The sequence below is a fragment of the Hymenobacter translucens genome, from assembly GCF_020685205.1.
Taxonomy (GTDB): Bacteria; Bacteroidota; Bacteroidia; order Cytophagales; family Hymenobacteraceae; genus Hymenobacter; species Hymenobacter translucens.
Genome location: NZ_JAJERB010000004.1, coordinates 199762 through 221733 on the forward strand (window position 1 = coordinate 199762; position 21972 = coordinate 221733).

12 protein-coding genes are annotated in these 21972 nt (G+C 59.8%); 5 read left to right on the plus strand and 7 right to left on the minus strand.

What is annotated here, in order from left to right; genetic code table 11:
- The first annotated feature begins 96 nt into the window (after positions 1–96).
- The gene (locus tag LJY25_RS11070; RefSeq protein ID WP_227608401.1) at positions 97–609 is read left to right on the plus strand and encodes a DUF6702 family protein; all 513 of its coding nucleotides are present in this window, start codon (positions 97–99) and stop codon (positions 607–609) included.
- Positions 610–855: 246 nt separating this feature from the next.
- Here LJY25_RS11070 and LJY25_RS11075 read toward each other — a convergent pair whose 3' ends face one another.
- Positions 856–2868, minus strand: a complete 2013-nt coding sequence (locus LJY25_RS11075; RefSeq protein WP_227608402.1) for an OmpA family protein — start codon at positions 2866–2868, stop codon at positions 856–858.
- A 352-nt stretch (positions 2869–3220) separates the two neighbouring features.
- Here LJY25_RS11075 and lon point away from each other — a divergent pair, with 352 nt between their 5' ends.
- From lon to LJY25_RS11095, 4 genes are all read left to right on the plus strand, one after another.
- A complete protein-coding gene (lon, locus tag LJY25_RS11080) occupies positions 3221–5677 on the plus strand; it encodes an endopeptidase La (RefSeq protein WP_227608403.1) in 2457 nt (818 codons plus the stop codon).
- 161 nt (positions 5678–5838) lie between these two features.
- Positions 5839–6909, plus strand: coding sequence for a type IX secretion system protein PorQ (gene porQ / locus LJY25_RS11085; RefSeq protein ID WP_227608404.1), 1071 nt, complete (start codon positions 5839–5841; stop codon positions 6907–6909).
- A gap of 72 nt (positions 6910–6981) precedes the next feature.
- On the plus strand, positions 6982–8394 hold the full coding sequence (gene hslU / locus LJY25_RS11090; protein ID WP_227608405.1) for an ATP-dependent protease ATPase subunit HslU: 1413 nt from the start codon (positions 6982–6984) through the stop codon (positions 8392–8394).
- A gap of 225 nt (positions 8395–8619) precedes the next feature.
- Complete coding sequence (locus LJY25_RS11095) at positions 8620–9351, plus strand: SDR family NAD(P)-dependent oxidoreductase (protein WP_227608406.1); 732 nt, start codon at positions 8620–8622, stop codon at positions 9349–9351.
- A gap of 78 nt (positions 9352–9429) precedes the next feature.
- Here the strand turns inward: LJY25_RS11095 and LJY25_RS11100 are convergent, their stop codons facing one another.
- The 6 genes from LJY25_RS11100 to LJY25_RS11125 form a co-directional block, all read right to left on the minus strand.
- A complete protein-coding gene (locus tag LJY25_RS11100) occupies positions 9430–10884 on the minus strand; it encodes a RagB/SusD family nutrient uptake outer membrane protein (RefSeq protein ID WP_227608407.1) in 1455 nt (484 codons plus the stop codon).
- 21 nt (positions 10885–10905) lie between these two features.
- Entirely contained in the window at positions 10906–14094 is a 3189-nt protein-coding gene (locus LJY25_RS11105) for a SusC/RagA family TonB-linked outer membrane protein (protein ID WP_227608408.1), read from the minus strand.
- 514 nt (positions 14095–14608) lie between these two features.
- Positions 14609–15220 carry a hypothetical protein gene (locus LJY25_RS11110; RefSeq protein ID WP_227608409.1) on the minus strand — a complete coding sequence of 204 codons (612 nt, stop codon included), beginning with the start codon at positions 15218–15220 and terminating at the stop codon, positions 14609–14611.
- Between the two features lie 39 nt (positions 15221–15259).
- Positions 15260–16945: a SusD/RagB family nutrient-binding outer membrane lipoprotein gene (locus LJY25_RS11115; protein WP_227608410.1), complete on the minus strand. Its 1686-nt coding sequence runs from the start codon at positions 16943–16945 to the stop codon at positions 15260–15262.
- 24 nt (positions 16946–16969) lie between these two features.
- Positions 16970–20212, minus strand: a complete 3243-nt coding sequence (locus LJY25_RS11120; RefSeq protein ID WP_227608411.1) for a SusC/RagA family TonB-linked outer membrane protein — start codon at positions 20210–20212, stop codon at positions 16970–16972.
- Between the two features lie 346 nt (positions 20213–20558).
- Positions 20559–21956 carry a SusD/RagB family nutrient-binding outer membrane lipoprotein gene (locus LJY25_RS11125; RefSeq protein WP_227608412.1) on the minus strand — a complete coding sequence of 466 codons (1398 nt, stop codon included), beginning with the start codon at positions 21954–21956 and terminating at the stop codon, positions 20559–20561.
- Positions 21957–21972 lie beyond the last annotated feature (16 nt).

Here is a 21972-nt window from a genome sequence, read left to right on the forward strand (position 1 = left end):
AGCTGATAGCCGGTAGCTGATGGCTGTTACCCCTGTTTCTGGAAATCAACCAGTCACCGCCAAGTCTAGACCCGTTTACTTCTGGCCAGTTACCTGATGACTTCTCCGCTTTTTCTGCGCCGCCTTGTGCTTTCCGTTCTGCTGCTCCTGACCGGGCTGCGGGCCGGGGCGCACACCTACCACGCCAGTATCATGGACGTGCGCTACAACGCTGGCAAGCAGCAGCTGGAAGTGGCACTCAAGGTTTTCACCGATGACCTCGAAAAAGCTTTGTCCACGGGGCAGCCGGCGCCCGTTACGATCGAGCAGCTATCCAGGGACCGGCTGAATGCCCTGGCCGAAGGCTACCTGCGCCGCACGGTGCGCTTCGGTACCAAACCCGGCGAGACCCTGCCGCTACAGCTGCTGGGCGTGCAAAAGGAGTCGGACGCGCACTGGGTGTATTTCACCGTGAAGCCACCTAAGCCGGTCAAAGGCATCTACCTGCAGCACCGCCTCCTGCTCGACTCCTTTGAGGACCAGATGAACATCGTAAACCTGGAAGCCGGCGGCAAAAAGCAAAGCGCCCTGTTCCGCGCCGGCGAAGAAAGCCAGAAGCTTATGTGGTGATTTGGGAACTAGTGTAAATGAAAAAGGCCCGCTCCGAGGATTCGAAGCGGGCCTTTTTTGATGCAGCCATCTGATCTAGCAGTCATCCTTCATCTGACGTCCGCCTGCGAAGGACCTTGGCACCGATAAACGACAAGCGTCCGAACGATTAATGTACTGACGACTCGTTCTGAAGTGATAAGGTCCTTCCTTCGTCAGGATGACAATGCCATAAGCTAGAACAAAAAGGCTTGCCGCTCAAAAGACCTACTTCCAGTCGATTGCACCGGCGCCGGACTCTTTGCCGGGGTCTCCTTCGGGCTTGATCAGGCGAAACTCGACGCGGCGATTGATGCCGGCGTCTTCCTCCGTGACTTCGGGCTTCAGCGGCTGGGTGCTGCCCAACCCCATGCTTTCGATGCGGTTGGGCTTGAGCTTGCCCTTGGCCTCGATGTATTTGCGGATGGCCTCCGCCCGGTCCTGCGACAGTTTCACGTTCTCATCGGGGTTGCCGCGGCTGTCGGTGTGGCCCGTAATGCTGAGCTTGAACGTGGGGTGGTCGACCAGGAAGATGGCAATCCGGTCGAGCGTAGCCTGCATCGACGGCCGGATGTTGGCTTTGCCGGGGTCAAACTCGATGTTCTTGAAGATAAGCGGCAAGCGGTAGTCGATGGAGTTGGTGAGCAGGGACATCACCGTGTCGCCCTTCAAGGCAAACTTCTTTTCGATGCTGAAAAAGTCGTTGCTCTGAATCAGCATCACGTAGTGGGAGCCCTCAATCAGGTCGAAGTCGAACGAGCCGTCGGGGCGCAGATACTTGCTGGCCACCTCGATGCCGTTGTCGGTGTCGATGATGCTCACGATGCCCTTCATCGGTTTCTGGTCCACGGAGTCGAGCAGCGTGCCTTCCACGTGGGTCGTGGCCAGGGGCTGGGCTTCCATGGGCAGGGGAAACGAGTAGAGGTCGAGGTTCTGCATTTCCTTTTCCTCGGAGCGGGCATAGTACAGGTTCTTTGACTCCGCGTCAATCGTGAAGTAGTACTCCGAGCCTTTGCCGTTCACCAGCGGACCGATGTTGCGGGGCTCCTGCCACCGCCCTTTCACACGGTAGGTTTTGTAGATGTCGAAGTCGCCGAAGTTGAGCAGCTGCCCGCGGGAACTGAAGTACAGCACGTGGTAGAGGGGGTGGTAGTAGGGGCTGACCTCACTTTCGCGGGTATTCACCACCGGGCCCAGGTTCTCAGCCTTGGCCCACTGCCCGTTCTTGAGCTTGTAGGTGTACCAGATGTCGGACATGCCGAAGCCGCCGAGCCGGTCGGAAGCGAAGTACAGCGTGTCCTCGCCCGGCGACAGGGTGGGCTGCGAGTCCCAGGCGGCTGAGTTTACGCCGGCGCCCAGGCTTTTGGGCGTGGTCCACTTGCCGTCCTTGAAGTTCGACACGTACAGGTCGCAGTTGCCACGGCAGGTGGGGCACTCGCAGCGGGCAAAGTACAGCGTGCGGCCATCCTTCGAGAGGCAGGCCGAGCCTTCGTTGTACTGGGAGTTGATAGGCTTTGGCATGGGCACGGCATCGTTCCAGGAGATGCTGCCGTCCTTGCGGCTCATGTACAAATCCTCGTCGGCGGTGGTGTTGAGCAGGCCGCGCTGCTTGCGCTTCGAGGAGAAGATAAGCATGTTGGCCTCGGCATCGAGGGCCGGGCCGTAGTCGGGCGCCGTGGAGTTGATGGCGTCGCCCATGGTGGTATACACACCCTTGGGCGGGTGGAAGGTGGCAATGCTCTTGCGGTACTCCACAATGTCGTAGTACGTCTTGAGCGGCACGTACAGGTCGGTTTCCTTTTGCTCCAGCGAGTCGTAGTACAGCTGAATCTTGCGGATGTCCTTGCGGGTGTGCTTGAGCGCAAGGCGGTAGTAGGCCTTGGCGTTTTCCTCGTTGCCGGTACGCTCCCAGAGCTGGGCCAGGCGCCAGAGCAGGGGCGTGTCCTTGTAGAAGTTCTCGATGCCGAACTTATGCACGTAGGCGTCGAGCAGATTGCGGGCGGCCACCCAGTTGCGGCGCTTTTCAGCTTTCTGGACGGCCTTGAGCTCTTTTTTGTTTTCGTAGTACGCCAGCCGGTTGATGTTGGAAAACTCCGGGGTAGCGTCGCGGCGGGGCTTGATTTTCCCCGTCAGGCGCCGCTGCTTCATGGGTGGCAGCGTGCTCTTCTGCTGGGCAGATGCCGCGCCCAGGCCAACCAGCAGGAAGAAGGCGAGCAGCAGCGGGAGAAAATAGCGGGGCATAGAATCCAAAAATAACAAAAGCAGCCCGAAGGAGCCGCCCCAGCATCAAAAGTATAAGTTTTTCACGCATCCATTGCAGGGTTCATAATGTGGGCGTCGTCGGCCCGTCTGCCGGGGTGGCGGCCTGGGCCCCCGGAAGTATGCCGCCTTGGCCGGACCTGGAACCCAAACCCGCCCGCCCGGGGCGTGGCACAGCGCTTGCCATTCCAGTACCTTGCACCAGCAGCCCTTTTCGGGGCTCCTGTGCGGCGTATGTTAATGCCATTCTGGCACCGCCTTTCTCTTCTCCGCCTGCCTTATCATGAGCCAAGATTCTTTTTCGGGGAAACCCGCTCTATCCCCGCTATTCCTGATGTCAGATGACCCGGCCGAAGTGGTGTCCATCATTGCCGGCGACCCCGAAGGCTTTGAGCCGGGCGCCGAAACGCCCACGGAGCTGCCGCTGCTGCCGGTCCGCAATACGGTGCTCTTCCCCGGCGTGGTGCTGCCCGTGACGGTGACGCGCAAGAAAAGCATCCGCCTCGTGCGCAAAGCCTACCGTGGCAACAAGATTGTGGGCGTTGTGGCCCAGAAAAACACCCAGAGCGACGACCCCACCCTGGCCGACCTCTACGAAGTAGGCACCATGGCCCGCATCCTGAAGCTGATTGTGCTGCCCGACGGCAACACGACCATCATCATTCAGGGACAGAGCCGGTTTAAGGTGGAAGAAGGCACCCAGGACACGCCTTACCTTGCGGCCCGGGTCAGCTACCTGCCCGAAACGTTTCCCAACAAGACCTCCAAAGAGGTAAAGGGCCTGGTCGCCTCGCTCAAGGATGCGGCGGCCAAGATGCTGCGCCTCAACCCCGAGATTCCGCAGGAAGCCCAGGTGGCCCTCGACAACATCGAGTCGCCGGCCTTTCTGACCCACTTCCTGTCGTCGAACATGAACGTGGAGGTGGGCCTCAAGCAGAAGCTGCTAGAAATCAACGACGGGGCCGAGCGGGGCACGATGCTGCTGGAGATGATGCTGAAGGAGATTCAGCTGCTCGAAATAAAGCACGAAATCCAGACCAAGGTCCACACCGACATCGACCAGCAGCAGCGCGACTATTTCCTGCGCCAGCAGATCAAGGTGCTCCAGGATGAGCTGGGCCAGGACAGCCCCGACCAGGACATTGCCCGGATGCGGCAGCGCGCCAAAGACAAAAAGTGGCCCGAGGCCGTGGCCAAGCACTTCGGCAAGGAGCTCGACAAGCTCAGCCGCCTCAACCCGATGGCCGCCGAGTACCCGGTAAGCATGAACTACGTCGAGTTTCTGCTCGACCTGCCCTGGGGTGAGTATACCAAGGACAACTTCAACCTGAAGCGCACCCGCAAAATCCTTGACGCCGACCACTACGGCCTCGAAAAGGTGAAGGACCGCATCATCGAGTACCTGGCCGTGCTCCAGCTCAAGCAGGACATGAAGGCCCCCATTCTGTGCCTATACGGCCCTCCCGGCGTGGGAAAAACCTCGTTGGGCCGCTCTATTGCCCAGAGTCTGGGCCGCAAGTACGTGCGCATGAGCCTGGGCGGGGTGCGCGACGAAGCTGAAATCCGCGGGCACCGCAAAACCTACGTGGGCGCCATGCCCGGCCGCATCGTGTCGCAGATCAAGAAAGCCGGGGCCTCGAACCCGGTTATCATCCTCGACGAAATCGACAAGGTGGGCTCCGACTTCCGCGGCGACCCCAGCTCGGCCCTACTGGAAGTGCTGGACCCCGAGCAGAACGCCACCTTCACCGACAACTACCTCGAGGTAGAGTACGACCTAAGCAAAGTTCTCTTCATTGCCACCGCCAACTCCCTCGACACGATTCACCCGGCTCTGCGCGACCGGATGGAAATCATCGACCTGACCGGCTACACGCTGGAGGAGAAGACGCAGATTGCCAAAAAGCACCTTTGGCCCAAGATGCTGGCTGAGCATGGCCTCGTGCCCAAGGACGTGAGCATCACCACTCCCGCCCTGCAGCGCCTCATCGACGACTACACCCGCGAGTCGGGCGTGCGCAGCCTGGAGCGCAAGATTGCGGGCGTGGTGCGCAACATCGCCAAGCACAAGGCCATGAAGGAGGAGTACCCCGAGACGCTGGAGCCCAAGGACGTAACCCGCATTCTGGGCGCCGCCATCTTCGACCGGGACCTGTACCAGGACAATGACACTGCCGGCGTGGTCACGGGCCTGGCCTGGACCAGCGTGGGCGGCGACATCCTCTTCATCGAGAGCTTGCTGAGCCGGGGGAGGGGCAAGCTTACCTTGAGCGGGCAGCTCGGCGACGTGATGAAGGAGTCGGCCATAACCGCGCTGAGCTACCTGCGCAGCCGGGCCGAGGAGCTGGGCATCGACTACCGCCTGTTCGACCAGTACGACCTGCACATTCACTTTCCCGAAGGCGCCGTGCCCAAGGACGGGCCCAGCGCCGGCATTGCCATCTTCACCAGCATTGCCTCGGTGTTTACGCAGCGCAAGATCCGCTCCCACCTGGCCATGACCGGCGAAATCACCCTGCGTGGCAAGGTGCTGCCGGTGGGCGGCATCAAGGAAAAGATTCTGGCCGCCAAGCGGGCCGGGGTGCGCGACGTGATTCTGTGCCAGAAAAACCGCAAGGACATCGAGGAAATCCCCGCCGAGTACCTCAAGGACCTGACCGTGCACTACGCCGACCGCGTCGACGACGTGCTGAAGGTGGCCCTGCTCGACGAGCTGGTGGCCCACCCCATCAAACTGACCGTGCGCGACGAGCCCAGTCCGGCCCCGGCCGCCAGCGTAGAGGTGCAGTAGCAGGCCCGCACCCCGGCTTTTGGGCCGGGGCGCCGGGCCGGGCAGAGTAAATTGGCTGGTATCGGGTAAAGGCAATAAAATGCCTGACCCGCCTGTTTGGTACCCTGAAGCCGTGCGCGGTGGAAAGCCGTACTGCCCGGAAAAGGCCGTATCTTGGATCAATGAATAAACTGCTACGCCGCCGTCTGCTGGTTTGTGTAAGTGCCCTGGCGCTGGGCTTCGGGGTAGCCCGGCCCGCCGCCGCTCAGCTGGGTGGTCAGCAGGCGTTTTCATTTCTGAACCTGCCGCCCAGCGCCAAGCTTGCCGGGCTGGGTGCTACCAACGTCAGCTCGCGCGATGCCGACGGCACCATGCTGTACGCTAACCCGGCTTTGCTCAACGCCGAGATGGACGGCCGCCTCACCCTGGGCTTTGTGGACTTTCTGGCGGATATCAAGCAAAGCACCGCCACCTATGTGTTTAATACGCAGAAGGCGGGGCGCATTGGCGTGGGGCTGACGTACCTGAGCTACGGCAAGTTTGAGCAGCTCGACCCGGCGGGCAACAGCCTGGGCGAGTTTTCGGTCAACGACTACGCCCTGAGCGTGTCGGACGCCTACACCAGCGGCAACTTTATCCTGGGCGCTACCGCCAAGCTGGCCGTGTCGGGTATTGCTGGCAACCACTCCGTAGCCACCCTGGCCGACGTAGGCGCGCTGTTCAAGCACCCCAGCCAGGACTTTAATGTGGGCCTGACCGTGCGCAACGTGGGGTATCAGCTCAAGCCCTTCGCCGGCGCCGACCGGGAGCCGATGCCCCTGGACGTGGCCATCGGCACGTCGTTTAAGCCCGAGCACATGCCCCTGCGCATCTCCATTACCGCTCACCACCTGCAGCAGTTCGACATCGTGTACCTCGACCCCACCGTACGCGGGCAGCTCGGCGAGGACGGGGAGGAAATAAAGCCCAAGAAATCATTTGGCGACAAGCTGGCCCGGCACTTCGTAGTGGGCGGGGAATTTATCCTCGGCAAAAGCCTGAACGTGCGCCTGGGTTACAACCACATGATGCGGCGGGAGCTGCGCCTCGAAAACACGTCGGGCGGGGCCGGCCTCAGCTTTGGCCTGATGCTGCGCCTAAGCGAGTTTCAGCTCGATTACACCCGGGCCTACTACCACCCGGCCGGTGCGGCCAACTACTTTACCGTGGCCCGCAACTTGGACTCCCTGTTCAAGAAAAAAGGCGGGAACTAGCGCCGGTTCGCTGGTCAGCCCATCTGCGGCCGGCGTCCCCGCGTATGCTTGCGCGACCTTCTATCCTTTCCTATGCTCGATTCCAACACGTTTCTGACCCCGGCCCAGATTGTGGCCGAGCTTGATAAGTACATCATTGGCCAGCACGATGCCAAGCGCTACGTCGCCATTGCCCTGCGCAACCGGTGGCGCCGCCTCCACGCCCCGGCCGACATGCAGCGCGAAATCGTGCCCAACAATATCCTCATGATTGGGGCCACGGGCGTGGGAAAAACCGAAATTGCCCGGCGTCTGGCCAGTATTGCCGACGCTCCCTTCACGAAAGTCGAAGCCTCCAAGTTTACCGAAGTAGGCTACGTAGGCCGCGACGTGGAAAGCATGGTCCGCGACCTGGTGGAGCAGTCAGTGAACATGGTAAAGCAGCGCCGCAAGGAGGAAGTAAAGGTGCAGGCGGCCCAGGCTGTGGAAGACATCATCCTGGACGCGCTGATTCCGCCCGTCACCGGTAGCACTTCGCGCCCGGACGGGGCTGGGTTTGGCAGCGCCGACCCCAACGCCATGCCCGATTCCGACCACGAGCTGAATGAGCGGACCCGGGAGAAGTTCCGGCTTAAGATTCAGAGCGGGGAGCTGGATGAGCGCAAGATTGAAATCAAGGTGCAGCAGAGCACCAACCCCGGCATCGGCGTAATCGGCGGGCCCGGGGGCATGGACGAAGCCTCCTTATCCGGTCTGCAGGACATGCTCGGCAGCATGCTGCCCAAGAAAACCCGCAAGCGTAAAGTCACCATTGCCGAAGCCCGCCGCATTCTGCTCGATGAGGAAGCGGCCAAGCTGATCGACATGGACGAGGTAAAGGACGAGGCTATTCGCCACGCCGAGAATGCCGGTATTATCTTCATCGACGAAATTGACAAGGTAGCCAGCCGGGGCGGTAAAAGCGGGGGCGGCGGCCCCGACGTCAGCCGGGAGGGCGTGCAGCGCGACCTGCTGCCCATCGTGGAAGGCTCGGCCGTGAGCACCAAGTATGGCATTATCCACACCGACCACATCCTGTTCATTGCCGCCGGCGCCTTCCACGTCGCCAAGCCCAGTGACCTTATTCCCGAGCTGCAGGGCCGTTTTCCCATCCGGGTAGAGCTACAAAGCCTGACCAAAAACGACTTCTACCGGATTCTCAAGGAGCCCCGTAACGCCCTCACCAAGCAGTACGAAGCCCTGCTGCAGGCCGAAGACGTGGTGCTTTCCTTTGATGACTCCGCTCTGGAGCGCCTGGCGGAAATTGCCTTTGAGGTAAATGCGGAAGTGGAGAACATCGGGGCCCGCCGCCTGCATACGGTGATGAGCCGCCTGCTCAACGACATCTTGTTCGACGTACCGGACAAAATCGGTCCTCACGCTCGTATCCTCATCAACCGGGAGCTGGTCGATGAGCGGCTGCGCGACATGGTCGGCAACCGGGACCTGTCCCAGTACATCCTGTAGGCCCGGAAGCCGGTTGGTATTCCGACGCGAAGCGCAAAAGGTGGTCTGTCAGGCCACCTTTTGGTTTTTGGCAGGATTCCCTGAGTTCCGGAAGCAGGTGGCTGGGGCCAGCCAGGGTAGTGCTCTTCCGTCCGTTGACCCAGGCGCTGGGCAGCAGGGGAGGGGCACTGTTTCCGGCAGCCGCCGCTGATTTTCCGTAAAACCTGATTCGACTTTCGCTGCGCCATGAACTACTACATCATCACCGGAACCAGTCGGGGGCTGGGCAAGGCCCTCACTGAAGCCCTGCTGCCCCGTCCGGATACCACCGTCATCGGCATCGGGCGACGGGCCACCCTGGAGCATCCCAGCTACCAGCACGTGCCCCTCGACCTGGCCGACCTGTCGGCGGTGGAAAGCAACGTGCCGACCTTCCTGCGTAGCCTCATCGAACCCGCCAGCATTACCCTGATCAACAACGCCGGTGTGCTGGGCGAAATCGGCTACCTCGGCGAGCAGTCGAACGACCACCTGAAGCTCGTATTCCGGGTCAACACGGTAGCGCCGGCTATCCTGATGAACGCCTTTATCAGTGCCTTTGCGAGCCTGACGGTTCCCCGCCTTATCCTCAACATCAGCAGCGGGGCAGCTCAGCGGGCGGTAGACGGGTGGGCAGCCTACTCGGCGTCCAAGGCTGCTCTGGACTCTCTTTCCCGCACCGCCCAGAAAGAGCAGGACCTGCGCGCCTCCGGTATCCGGATCCGCAGCCTGTCGCCGGGCATCATCGATACTACCATGCAGGCGCACATCCGGGCAGCTGACCCGGCCAATTTCAGCGAGGCCAGTCAGTTTGCCGCTTACCACGCCCAGGGGCAGCTCGCCTCGCCCGAGTCGGTGGCTGCCCGGATTCTCGCCTGGCTGCAGCGTCCCGGGACTATATCCGACGAAGTCGTGCTGCACCTGCGCGACCTGGGCTAACCCGTCAGGCGGGAAAGGCAGCATAAAAAAAGCCCCAGCCAAGGCGGCTGGGGCTTTTTGCTCTGAAGTCAGATTGGGTTAGTTGTAACCGGGGTTCTGGGTCAGGTTGGGGTTCTGCTGGGTGTCGATCTGCGGGATCGGGAAGATTGCCTTATCCGAACCGTAGTTTACCCGGCTCGAGTTGCGCTTGTAGCGCATCAGGTCGTAGTAGCGGTGACCTTCGAAGGCCAGCTCCAAGCGACGCTCGAACAGGATGGCATCAATCAGCGCCTGCTTGTTGGCGAAGCTGGCGGCCGTGTAGTCGGCATAAGCCGGTACGTTGGGCAGCGAGCGACGACGAACCTGGTTGAGCAGGACGATGGCTGCCGCGCTAACTCCGGCATCCGTCTGAGCCAGACCTTCCGCACGGTTCAACAGCACCTCCGAGTAGCGTACGATCGGCACGTAGTCGAACGAGGAGTTGTTGTACTTCAGCGTGAAGACGTTCACAGTCGTGGTAGCCGGGAACGTGGGCGGGTCCAGTAGCAGGGTCCGGCGACGGTCCTTGCTGCGGAACTGCGTCGAGTCGATGCGGGCGTAGGGAGTCACCACAATATCACCGCGACGCAGACGGCCATAGTGCTGACCGAGAGCGTTGTTGGTGTTGGGGTTATCAGCCGAGTTCATGGCCACCGAGAAGATCGACTCGCTGGTCAGGCCGGCACCGGCAGCACCGATGGCCATGAAGGGAGTAGCGGGGCTCGGAGCCAGGGTATGACGGGCGCCGGTGATAACAGCACCTGCCATATCACGTGCCTCAGCATACTTGCCTTCGTACAGGTACACGCGCGACAACAGCGAGCGGGCGGCATCCTTCGTTGCCCGGGCCGTTCTGTCGAACGGGGTAGCGTAGGTTTCCGGCAGCGCCGTGATGGCGTCGTTCAGGTCCTTTTCGATCTGCTCATACACCTGCTTTACCGTGGAGCGGGCCAGGTTCTGCGAAGGGTCGAAGGCAGTCGTTACGTCGGGCGCAACCAGCTGCAGCGGAACCCCGGGGTGCGAAGCATCAGCCGTGAAGTTGTACGGCTGGGCAAACAGGTTTACGAGATGGAAATACACCAGCGCCCGGATGAACTTGGCTTCGCCGATGTACTGGGTTTCCAGGGCAGCAGGAGCTTTGCCGGCGTTCTTGGCAATGCCCTGTAGGAAGAAGTTAGCACCGTACAGCGTACGGTAGCCACCGGTCCAGGCATTCTGAGCGATAGCGTCGTTGGGCAGCTGGGCAAAGTTGGAAACGTTACCAAAGAAGGCGGCAACGTTCGTGTCGTCGCTGCGGATGTCGCTATAGATCAGCGCACGGCCGCCGAGGAATTCGGCGTTCTGCAGCTGGTCGTACATACCCGTAGCCGTCTTGGAGATGCGGTCAGCGTTGGCGAAGGCATCCTCTTCAGTCAGCGCGGTGGGCGGGTCCTGGGTCAGGACGTCGCAGCTGCTGGCTGTGGCGAGCAGAAAGGCCGCGAAGGCTGCATTCCGCAAAGTGGAGTTATGAATCATACGGTTGGAAAGAAGCAAAAATTAAATACCCAGGTTGATGCCGAACGTGAAGCTACGGGGAGGCGGCAGCGAGCGGCCGTCGATACCGTAGGCAATGTTGGCACCCTGACGGGTGTTAGTCGTGCTGTTGTTGGTGTTTACTTCCGGATCGAGGCCAGTATAAGCAGTGAAGTTATACAGGTTCTGAGCCAGGCCGTAAATCCGGACATTGTTCAAACCAAGACGCTTGATAAGAGGTTCCGGCAGGTTGTAGCCAAGGCTCACCTGACGCAGGCGCAGGAAGTCGCCCTTCTCTAGCCAGCGGGTCGAAGCCTGCACGGACTGCACGTCACGCAGCACGAGCTTCTGAATGTCGGTGTTCTGGCCGGGAGCCGTCCAGCGGTCCAGGATTTCCGTGCTGTTGTTCTGCAGGCTGTTGCTCAGCATGGCCTGACGGTAGCCGTTGTAAACGAGGTTGCCGCCGGAGTACTGCAGGAACACACCCAGCTCAAGGCCTTTGAAGCTGAAGGTGTTGTCGAAACCACCCGACCAGGTGGGGTAGCCCGACTTCTTCGTGTACTTGAAGTCAGCAGCGCCGATGGGGGTCGTAACCTCACCAGCGGCGTTCAGCCAGCGGCCCTGCGTAGCATTGGCGTTGGTCGTGTAAGCCGCATCGTACTGCTTGATGTTGCCATCCTTGTCGTAGAACTGGGCGTTGCCGTTGGCGGGGTTTACACCAGCCCACTGGGGCAGGAAGTATACACCCAGGCTGCTGCCCACGCTGGCGCGGTTGTTAGCGGCAATAATGTCGGTCGGGGTAGCCAGCTCAACAATGCGGTTCTTGATGATGGCCGTGTTGAAGGAAGAGCTCCAGGTGAAGCCGCTTTCCGTGCGCACGTTCACCGTGTTCAGGGTCAGTTCAACACCACGGTTGTACATCTTGCCTACGTTGCGGGCTACCGAAGCACCGGGGATACCAGTGGTGCGGAGTACCGGGGCATTCAGTACCAAGTTGTCGATGTTGTTGTTGAAGAAGTCGAAGGTCAGGTTCACGCGGCTGTCGAGCAACGAAGCATCCAGACCCAGGTCAAGCTTCTTGGACGTTTCCCACTGCAGACCGGGGTTACCCACTTGGCTGATCGAGAAACCGTTTACGTCGGCGTACTGGCCGCCGCCGATCAGGGTGCGCGAAGCGTAGGAGCCCAAGCCGTTGGAGTTACCAACCACGCCGTAGCTACCACGCAGCTTCAGGTCATTAATAACGGAGATGCCCTGCATGAAGCTTTCCTCCGAGATACGCCAGCCCAGCGAACCACCTGGGAAGTAGCCGCGCTGGTTGTCCTTACCGAATACCGACGAAGCGTCAGCACGTACCGAGAACGAAGCGTAGTACTTGTTTTCGAAGCTGTAGTTGGCGCGGCCGAAGTACGACTGGAAGCCGTTGGCGAACTCAGTGCCGCCGCCGGTCAGGGTACCGGAGTACAGACCGTCGAGGATCGACTGGAACTTGGGGTCAGCGAAGTCGTTGGCTACGCTGTAGATGCGCTTGGTTTGCGTCTCCTGGTATTCTACACCGGCCGTCAGACCGATCGTGTGCTTTTCAGCGAACGTGCGGTCGTAGTTGGCGTAGTTCTGCCAGTTGAACTGAGTCAGGGTGTTATCGTAGTCCTGTACCAGACCCTGACCAACCTGACGGCCCAGGCCGCCGAGGATGGGGCTGTTGTACTGGTCCTCGAAGTTGTTGGTATGGTCGATACCGTATTTCGTGGTCAGCTGCAGGCCTTTGATGGGCTCTACCGTGAAGTAACCGTTGCCGAGCATACGCTGCGAGGTGTTGTCGTTGCGGTTCTCGCGCAGGATGCCGGGGATGTGGTAGTACGCGTTCGGAGCATAGCTGCTCGGAATCAGGTTGTTACCGTTGCCTAGGTTGCCCAGGTTGTTCAGGTAGTAGGTGCCGTCCGGATTGTAGGCCGGTACGTTCGGGGGAGCGGTGTAGCCCGAGATGGTAGCGCCAGCCAGGGCGTTCTCGTTGTTTACACCCTGGTTGTAGGCTTTGCTGTAGCTCAGGCTGATGCCGGCCTTCAGCCACTTCTTGGGGGTCAGGTCGAGGTTCAGACGCCCGGAACCACGACGCAGGCGGTTCTGGATGATGAGGCCCTGCTGGTCGTTCCAGTCACCCGAGCCGTAGTACGAAGCGAATTCGTTACCGCCGGAAAGAGCAATCTGGTAGTTCTGCTGGGTGCCGTTACGGAAGATCTCGTTGATCCAGTCCGTCTCGTCCGGCACACCGTCGCCGTTCGTGTCGATCGTAGCTGCAATTACGGCCGGCACGCTGGTGTTGCCAACGTTGCCGGGAGCACCTACGCTACCAGCGCGGGCGTTAGCGGCCTTTTCGTTGGAGATGGTAACGAAATCGTTAGCGCCGAGAAGCTCGGGGCGGCGAACAGCCTGCTGGAAGCCGCGGTAGGTGTTCAGCGAAACGCGGTTCTGACCGTTCTTGCCACGCTTGGTGGTAATAACGATAACGCCGTTGGCAGCGCGCGAGCCGTAGATAGCTGCAGCCGAAGCGTCCTTCAACACGTCCACCGACTGAATGTCGTTGGGGTTGATATCAGCCAGCGGGTTGTAGCGGCCACCCAGTACGTTGGTCTGCTCCGCGGTATTCAGCGGTACGCCGTCCAGTACATACAGGGGCTGGGAGTTGTTGCTGATCGAGTTGGCACCGCGGATACGCACGGCAGCCTGGTCGGCAATCATACCGCTACCAATGTTGATGCTCACGCCGGCCATACGACCCTGCAGTGCCTGATCAACACTCGTTACGGGCTGAAGCAGCAGCTTCTCCTCTTTTACCTGAGCTACCGAGCCGGTAATGTCTTTGACATCCTGCGACCCGCCGTAGCCGGTTACGACTACTTCGCTCAGGGTTTTGGTGTCGGCAGCCAGACCAATGTTGATGGTGTTGTCGGTGCCGATGGTGCGCTCCTGGGTGATGAAGCCGATGGAGCTGAAAGTGAGAACGCCACCTGCTGCCGGGGCAGTGAGGCTAAACGTTCCATCGGAGTTGGTCGAAACCCCGTTCGTGGTGCCTTTTAACAGCACCGTTACACCGGGCAGGCCTTCGCCGGACTGCCGGTCGGTCACACGGCCGGAGATGTTCCGGTCCTGAGCCATTACCTGCTGTAGCAGGGTAATCATGAGCAGAGCACTCATGAATAGAAATTTTTTCATGCAGAGAAAGGTGAGTGAGAAAAGAGTAAGGAAATAAGGACCGCCAGAAGCCAGCCTTTATTTCATAAAAATAGGCAACATTCAAGCAATGCAAGAAGGAATGGTTACTTTTTTATGAACTGACGAAAAAAAAGTCTGCGTTCGTCCTCTTCTCAGGCAACCATTAGATAATTTGACTTTAAGATCATTTGCTATTTTCTATACTGAGAATTCGCCCGATTCCGGGTAGGTTAAAAATCAAAATAACCTGCTTTAAAGCGCGTTATCACCCCGTAACGCTACTTCCAGCGCTGGCCGGTTAGCCGTAACGCACTTGCACATTTGCCGGACCTTGATTTTTAAACGGCCAGGGTCCGGCGCATTTGAAACCTGCTATACTTTTTCTTCGGGGATAGCATTTTACGGAGCTTTACCTTATATCAGCGCCCGAAATCAGCGGCGGAACGGGCGTGTCAGCCACAAAAAAGCCGCTGCCCGGAAGGACAGCGGCTTTTAGTTAATCGGCTTTTGCAGCTTAGCGGAACACTGCGACGGCCGCGAAAGGCTCCCGCGACAACGTGCCGGAAGGCGATGGGAACGTGCCGGTCAGCGGAGTGAGCACGATCCGACGACCATCCTTCAGGATGTAGTCGAAGGTGAACACAATCGCATCGTTGCGAACCAGAAAGTTGTTCGTACGCGTGGGATCCTGCTCTTTGGTGGTGCTGCCGGGCTTGATCGGATATACGGTCGTCAGCGCAGCACCATTGATTCGCTCCAGATCCCGGAGCGCCTCATCACTGTTCATGGTGATGGTAGCCGGGAACGAGCTAACCTCCTTTACCAGCAAGCGGGGGCTAATCTGGGTACCACGACGGTAGCTGCGGTACACGGCAATCCGGTCAATCTCCACTTCACGCTGGTCACCCGGGTCGATCGTAAACTCGAACACCGGCCGCGTAGGGTTGGAGTTCGGGGCCGCGGCGCTTTGGCTAATGGGAAAGTAGTCTTTGCCGGGGGTAACCCGGGGAAACAGGATAGGAAGGTCTTCGGTCTCCGGCGCCGGGAGCTTGTCTTGGTCGGTGCACGAGGAGAACCCGAGCATACTCGACGCCAGCAGCGCGAGGGCAAACAGGGTCTTTTTCATAAAATAGTCAAAAGTGAGGTTTCGTGGATGCACAATGATTTATTGAACATCCCAGAAAATGCGGTCCGTCAGCACATTGGGCTGTTTGGGCGCATTAGGATTGGTCGTCAGGTCGTCCTGACGGTAAAGCAGACGGCGGGGGAAGCCACCGCTCGAAGCCGTTTCGTTGTCGTCATCGTCCTCCGTGCCACGGGCCGGATCTGCATTGCCGGGCACCTTGATACGGGGCAGGTAGGTGCGGCGGAAGTCAGTGTAGATATCCAGTCCGAAGCCAAACGAGGCAATGTACTTCTGCTCCATAATGATGGCCAGCTTGCCCTGCGCGGTAGTGGCGGCGTTGTAGGCAGCCATTTCCCGCGTCACATAGGTGTTGATGGCGGCTGCCGAAATCTGGGGCACCGGCAGCGCGGATACACCCACGCCGGCCGGGGAAGTTCCTTCGGCGGCAGCAATCTGGTTTACCTTGGCAAACGAAGCGCGGATGGCTTCTTCCAGGGCGACACCAGCGGCGGTAGCATCATTGAGTACCATCAGGCGTACTTCGGCTTCGGTGTACTTGCGGCTGAAGTACGTGAGCAGACGCTGGGCAACGAGGCCGCGGCCAAAGTCAGAGGTGGCGTTGCCGCCTTCGCCGTTGTCGAAGCGCCCGCCAATGGGGTACAGACCGGGCAGGGTGCGCACGTCGGCATCGGCGGCGGCGGCGTTGCGGCCGGTGCTGCCAAAGCGGCGCGAGATAAACAGACGGCCGCGGTTAGCAGGCTCCTGGTAGTCTACGTTGGTATTTTCAACCGTGGAGCGGTTCTGGTTAAAGAAGTAGTAAGGCAGGCGGGGGTCCCGGGGTGCCCGGGTCGTGTTGCCGGCGCTGGTACCGCGCATCCGCTCATAGAAGTGAATGCCGATGTGGTTTTCGCGGCCTACGTTTACGTAGTCGGCCAGGAAGCCAACGTTCCGGTTTTCCGGCGTGGTAGTGCTGCCGTACTTCACTTCAAAGTCGTCCTGGGCCGTCAGCAGGTCCTGGCCGAGCAGGGTCGTAACGTCGGCGCTGACGTCACGGGTTTTGCGGATCTGGTTGTAGAGCTTCAGCTTCAGGCTCCGGCCGAAACGGGACCATTTCAGGGCATTGCCACCATAGATAATGTCGTTGGATGGCGTCACTCCTCCCTTGGCCAGGTTAGCCAGGGCTTCGTCAATCAGCGAGAACAGACCCTGAATACCCAGGGTCTGGTTGCCGTTGTAGATATCGGAGTCCTTATCGAAGCGGGGAGCCCGGTTGGAAGCGCCCTGCAGCGCCTGGGAGTAGGGAATGTCGCCCCACATATCCACCATCTGGCTGACGACATAGGCTTTCTGCAGCTGGGCAATACCCAGGAACGTCCAGCTTTGCTGCGCAGTAGCCTGCCTGATGATCTGCTCGTTGTTATTGAGCATATCGGTGTACAGACCCGACCACTCGTTGTTGAACGAGTCGCCCGACTGAGAGAAAGTACCGATCGAGCGGGAGTTGGACAGCTGGCCCATCAGGGCGGCCGTCGGCTGGCTCAGGCCGTTCAGGTTAAAGCCCAGGTACGTGGCCATCGCCACCTGGGTCACCGGCAGCAGCTGCTCGTTGGTGGCCGAAATCGGGTGAATCGGGTCAACGTTGACATCGAAAAAGTCCTTGCACCCCGGTGCTGTGAGGAGCAGGCCCACCAGGCCCAGGCCGGCGGAAAGTTTACGGATTCTCATCGTATATAAAGTCGAAAAGTCAGATTAGAAGTTCACGCGCAGGTTCACGCCGTACCGGGTGGTGTTGGGCGCGTTGGTGTACTCGAAACCCTGGGCGTTGCTGGAGCCGAACGTGCTGGTTTCGGGGTCGAAGTTGGTGTACTTCGGAATGTTGGGCGAATACCACCACAGGTTGCGGCCCGACAGCGAAACCGTCACGCCGTTGAAGGGAGTTTTCTCCAGCATCGTCTTGGGCAGGCTGTAGCCAAGCGAGATTTCGCGCAGACGTACCGTGGTAGCATCGTACACCGAGAACTCGGCCGGGGCGTTGATGGCCGCCGAACCAAGACCGGGAACACCACTGAAATAGTAGTCGTTCACCGTGATGGGGGTCGTATTCGGGATGGCCACGCCGTCGCCGTTGCGGATAGGCTGGCGGGTGGCTACGTCACCCTGTACCCCTTTGATGATAACCAGCTTCTCGCGGTCCTCGGTGTCCTTCGTTACACCCCGGCCCAGCATCTGCTCCACGGTGGTCGAATAGATGTCGCCGCCCTTGCGGAAGTCAACTAGCACACTCAGGTTAAGGCCTTTGTAAGTGAAGTTGTTGATGAAGTTCATCTGGAAATCCGGGTTTGGGTTGCCGATGATCTGGGGGTTGGGGTCGTCAATCGGGCGGCCCGTTACCGGATCAATCAGCAGGTTGCCTTTCTCGTCGCGGGCGGCTACCGAGCCGTAGAACACGCCGTAGGGCTGACCCGGCTTCAGCAGGGCCTGAATAACACCCGAGCCGAAGCTGCTGCCGAACGGAATCTGGTCGATGCCTTCAGCCAGCTCCACCACAATGTTGCGGTTGCGGTAGAAGTTGTTGGTGCTGGACCAGGTGAAGTCGTTCGTTTTAATCGGAACCACGGTCAGCGAAACTTCCTGGCCCTCGTTGCTGAGCTCACCGAAGTTGGTAATCTCTGAGCCGTAGCCGGTAGCAGACGGCAGAGCCCGGGGGGCAATCTGGCTGGTGGAGCGGCGCTTGTAATAGGTGCCCGTGAAGGTTACGCGGTCCTTGAGGAAGCCCAGGTCAACCCCTACATCGATGTCGGAGGTGAACTCGGGCGTCAGGGCCGGGTTGCCGATCTGGCTGGAAATGCCCAGGCCGACGATACCGTTGAAGGGGAACTGGGTGCCCAGCTGCTGGCCGGGGTTGCCGAAGCCAGGGTTGATGATGTAGCGCGTGGGGCCGGCATCATAGGGCGAAGCATCGCGACCCACGCGGCCGTAGCCGGCACGCAGCTTCAGCAACGTCAGCCAGTTGTAGTCGAGCTTGAACGCTTCGTTGACGAGCAGCGAGCCGTTTACGCTGGGGTAAAAGAACGAGCGGCCGCTGTTGCCCAGCTCCCCGTTCTTGTTCAGCGTCGACGACCAGTCGTTACGACCCGAAACGGTTAGGAACGCAAACTCCTTATAGCCCACGGTAGCGTCACCAAGGATACCCATCAGGCGGCGCTTGGAGTAGTCGTAGCCGTTGGTGCCCTTCTGCTCGGTGTTTTCGATGTTGTCGATGCCGAACACGATGATGTTGCTGCCCTGGAAGGCAGTAAACTCAAACTTGCGCTGGTTGATGTTCTGGCCGACCGAGGCGCGCAGGCTGATGTCTTCCGTCAGGTTTTTGTCAACGGTCAGCAGCAGGGTCTGCTCCAGCTCGGTGTTCTGGATGTTGTCCTCCAGTACGTTGCCTACGCCGCCGTAGCCCAGGGAGCCGGGACGAACGGTGGTACGGCGCAGGTCGGTGTAGGTGTTCAGGCCCCCGGAGTAGCTCAGCGTCAGCCACTCCTTGAAGGCGTAGCTCATGTTCACGCTGCCCACCACGCGGTCAACCCGGGAGGTGTAGGCGTTGTTCTCGGTGCTCCAGATGGGGTTGTCAGCCTGCTGCGACAGCCAGCCGAACAGCGACTGTTTCGTAATCGGGTCGATGTAGGGCAAACCCTGCAGGTCGAGGTTACGGGGCAAGAACAGCGTCCGGGCAAAGGCCGTGGCGTTACCAACGGCGTTGTTGGCGCCCAGCTGGGGGCCGCGCTGCTCCGAGTTGGTGTAGCCGACGTTGCCGCCTACGGTGAGCTTGTTGAAAGTGCCCGAACCGCCGGCACTCACGTTGTTGCGGATAAAGAACGAGTTCGGGATAATGCCTTTGTTGTCGGCACGCGACAGAACAGCCGAGAAGCTGGTATTGTCGCCGGAGCCGGACAGGTTGATCGAGTTCTCGAATACGTGGCCGGTTTTGAAGTAGTCCTTTACGTTGTTCGGGTAAGCCTGATAGGGAATAACGGCCGTGTCCGCAATGCCTAGACCCACGTTGCCTGCCTGGGGGTGAGGAATGGTGGTCGGGGAGCCGGGGCCGCCGAAGCGGGGACCCCAGGAGCCGTTCGTAGTGAACGGGCCGGTAAAGTTCGCCCCGTTGCCGTAGGAGTTCTGGTACTCGGGCAGGCCGGCAAGCTTTTCCATGGAGTAGGAAGTGCTGTAGCCAACCTGCACGCCTTTGGCGCCGCGCTTGCCGCTGCCGGTTTTGGTAGTGATAACGATAACGCCACCAGCCGCCCGGGAACCGTAAAGGGCCGCCGCCGCCGCACCTTTCAGTACCGTGAAGGTTTCAATGTTGTTGGGGTCAATGTCGGCCGTACGGCCCGAGTAGCCGGCACCGCGCACGAGCTGGTTTTCCGACTCGGTTTGGGAGTTGTCGTACGGCACGCCGTCTACAATAAAGAGCGGCTGGTTGTTGCCCAGCATCGAGGTATTACCGCGGATGGTGATGCGGGAAGACGAACCGGGGACCCCGCTCGACGAGACAATGTTTACGCCGGGCACTTTACCGGAAATCGTGCGCAGGATGTCGGGCTCCGACTTCTGAACAACCTGCTCGGTTTTAATCGTGGAAACAGCGTAGCCAACTGCCCGCTCCTCCCGCTTTACGCCGAGGACGGTTACTTCATTGAGTTGCTTGGCATCCACCGCCATGGATACGTCGATGGCGGTGCTGGTAATTGGGCGCTCTAGGGTGGTGTAGCCCAAATACTTGAAAACGAGGGTGGTTGCATTGTCTGGCACGGCCAGAGTGTAGCGTCCGTCAGCGTTGGTGGCAGTACCAATGCTGGTGCCTTTCACCAGCACACTCACGCCGGGCAGACCGTCGTTGTTGCTGGCGTCCAGGACACGTCCGGAGATAGACCGGTTCTGGGCCAGTGCCTGGCCGAACAGAACCAATACCATCAGCAGACTGAGCAGTAAGGGTTTTTTCATGAAAAAAGGGGGGAAAAATGGAGGAATAGGCTAGGCCTTGGGGGTGGTTCTTTGTGGCTAAAAATAGGGCAATTTTTCCTGAAGGTAATAAGATAGGTCCTGCCGGAGCTTAAAAAAATAAAATGCCCGGGTCCGGCTGGTCAGCCATTACCAGCTGTTTTTCAACGGGATATCCCGATTTCAAGAAAAAAACCAGGGAGTAGCGGCTCAGAAACCTGAAGAGGGGTCTAGTCCCGACTACTCATCCGGCGGCGGAGCCAGCCCTGCTTCCTGCGAGCAGAGGGCCCTAAACAAAAAAGACCTGGCCCATCAGGACCAGGTCTTTCTTAGGATGGCGTCTACCGGTTTAGCGGTTCACCGGCGTCTTGTCAAACAAGCCGGGGATAGGCTTGGGTACGTTCGGGTTGGTGTTCACTTCACTCTGCGGGTACAGCAGACGCTGGGGCAGGCTGGGCGAAGCACTGTTCTTCTTCGGTACGCCAATCAGGTTGTCCGTCCGGCGCAGGTCGTGGAAGGGCTCCAGCTGACCAATCATCGACAGGTACTTCTCGGTCAGGATTTCCTTGAGCATCGCGGCGGCGGGCGTCTGGCCGGCTACCCGGTTCATCAGGCCACCGGCTGCGAAGTCAGCCAGTACATACGGAGCATAGGCACCCGGTCCGAACTTCGTCTCGTTCTCACGGCGAATGTTGTTGAGTGCCGCCAGAGCGCCGGCCTGGTCGCCGGTACGGTTCAGGGCTTCCGCCAGGATAGCCTGGGTCTCCACGTACGTCAGCAAGGGAGCATCGGCATCCGGTGCAAAAGCGCCGTCTACAAAGTTGGGGTCCAGCGAGTAAATCTGGTCAGCGATGTAGAAGTAAGAGAAACGGGCCGACTCATCCGTCTTGGCATTGGCCCGGGTGCGGCCACCGGCGGAGCCGACGCTGTCGAGCAGGGCCGCAGCATGGGCCCCTTCGGCCGACATGTAGCCAAACCGGTTGATGTCGATGAAGTCGTAATACGGGTTCAGGTCACCACTGACAGACGTACCGTTGTAGGGCATGATCATGTCGTTGGCGCTGCTCGTAATGCCCAGGCGCGCTTCCGAAGCAGCACGGGCGTAGTCTTTCACGTGCAGGTAGTGACGGGCCTTGAGCGAGTGCGCCGCAGCAGTCCACTTCGGTACCGATCCGCCGTAGAAGATGTCCCGGCTCCGGTCCCATACCCCGTTGAGGGGCAGGTTGATGATAGCCTGGTCGAGCAGCGTCTGGGTGGCGGCATAAACGGAAGCCTGCGAATCAAACTTGCCGGGAGTGCCGGGCCGCAGGGCCTCCGAATAGGGAACGTCGCCCCATAGAGCGGTGATCTGGCCCACAATCTGGGCTTCCACTACCTGAGCCACGCCAAGCAGGGCCCGGTTGTTTACGGCCTGTGCCTTTTCTTCTACCAGACGGGTCTGGGCCAGCGTGGTCGCATAAGCCAGGCTCCAGGCGTTGTCGTAGTCGCCGGCCGCGGTATTGTAGAGGTCCAGACCCAGGTACTGACGGTCAGCTCCCGTAAAGAAGCCACTCCAGATACCTACCTGGCGGGGAATCTCGCCGCTCATAAAGAAGCCTTCGCTGAGCTGGGCAGCGGTGAGCTGCTGATCGGCGGGAGCATCCTGCGGAGCATTGGGATTGATGTCGTTCCCGTTGATGAACTTGTCGCAGCTGCCCAAAGACAGGCCCAGGGCCGCCAGCAGCACGTATTTCGTGAGGTTTTTCATGTTGTGAGTTCTCCGA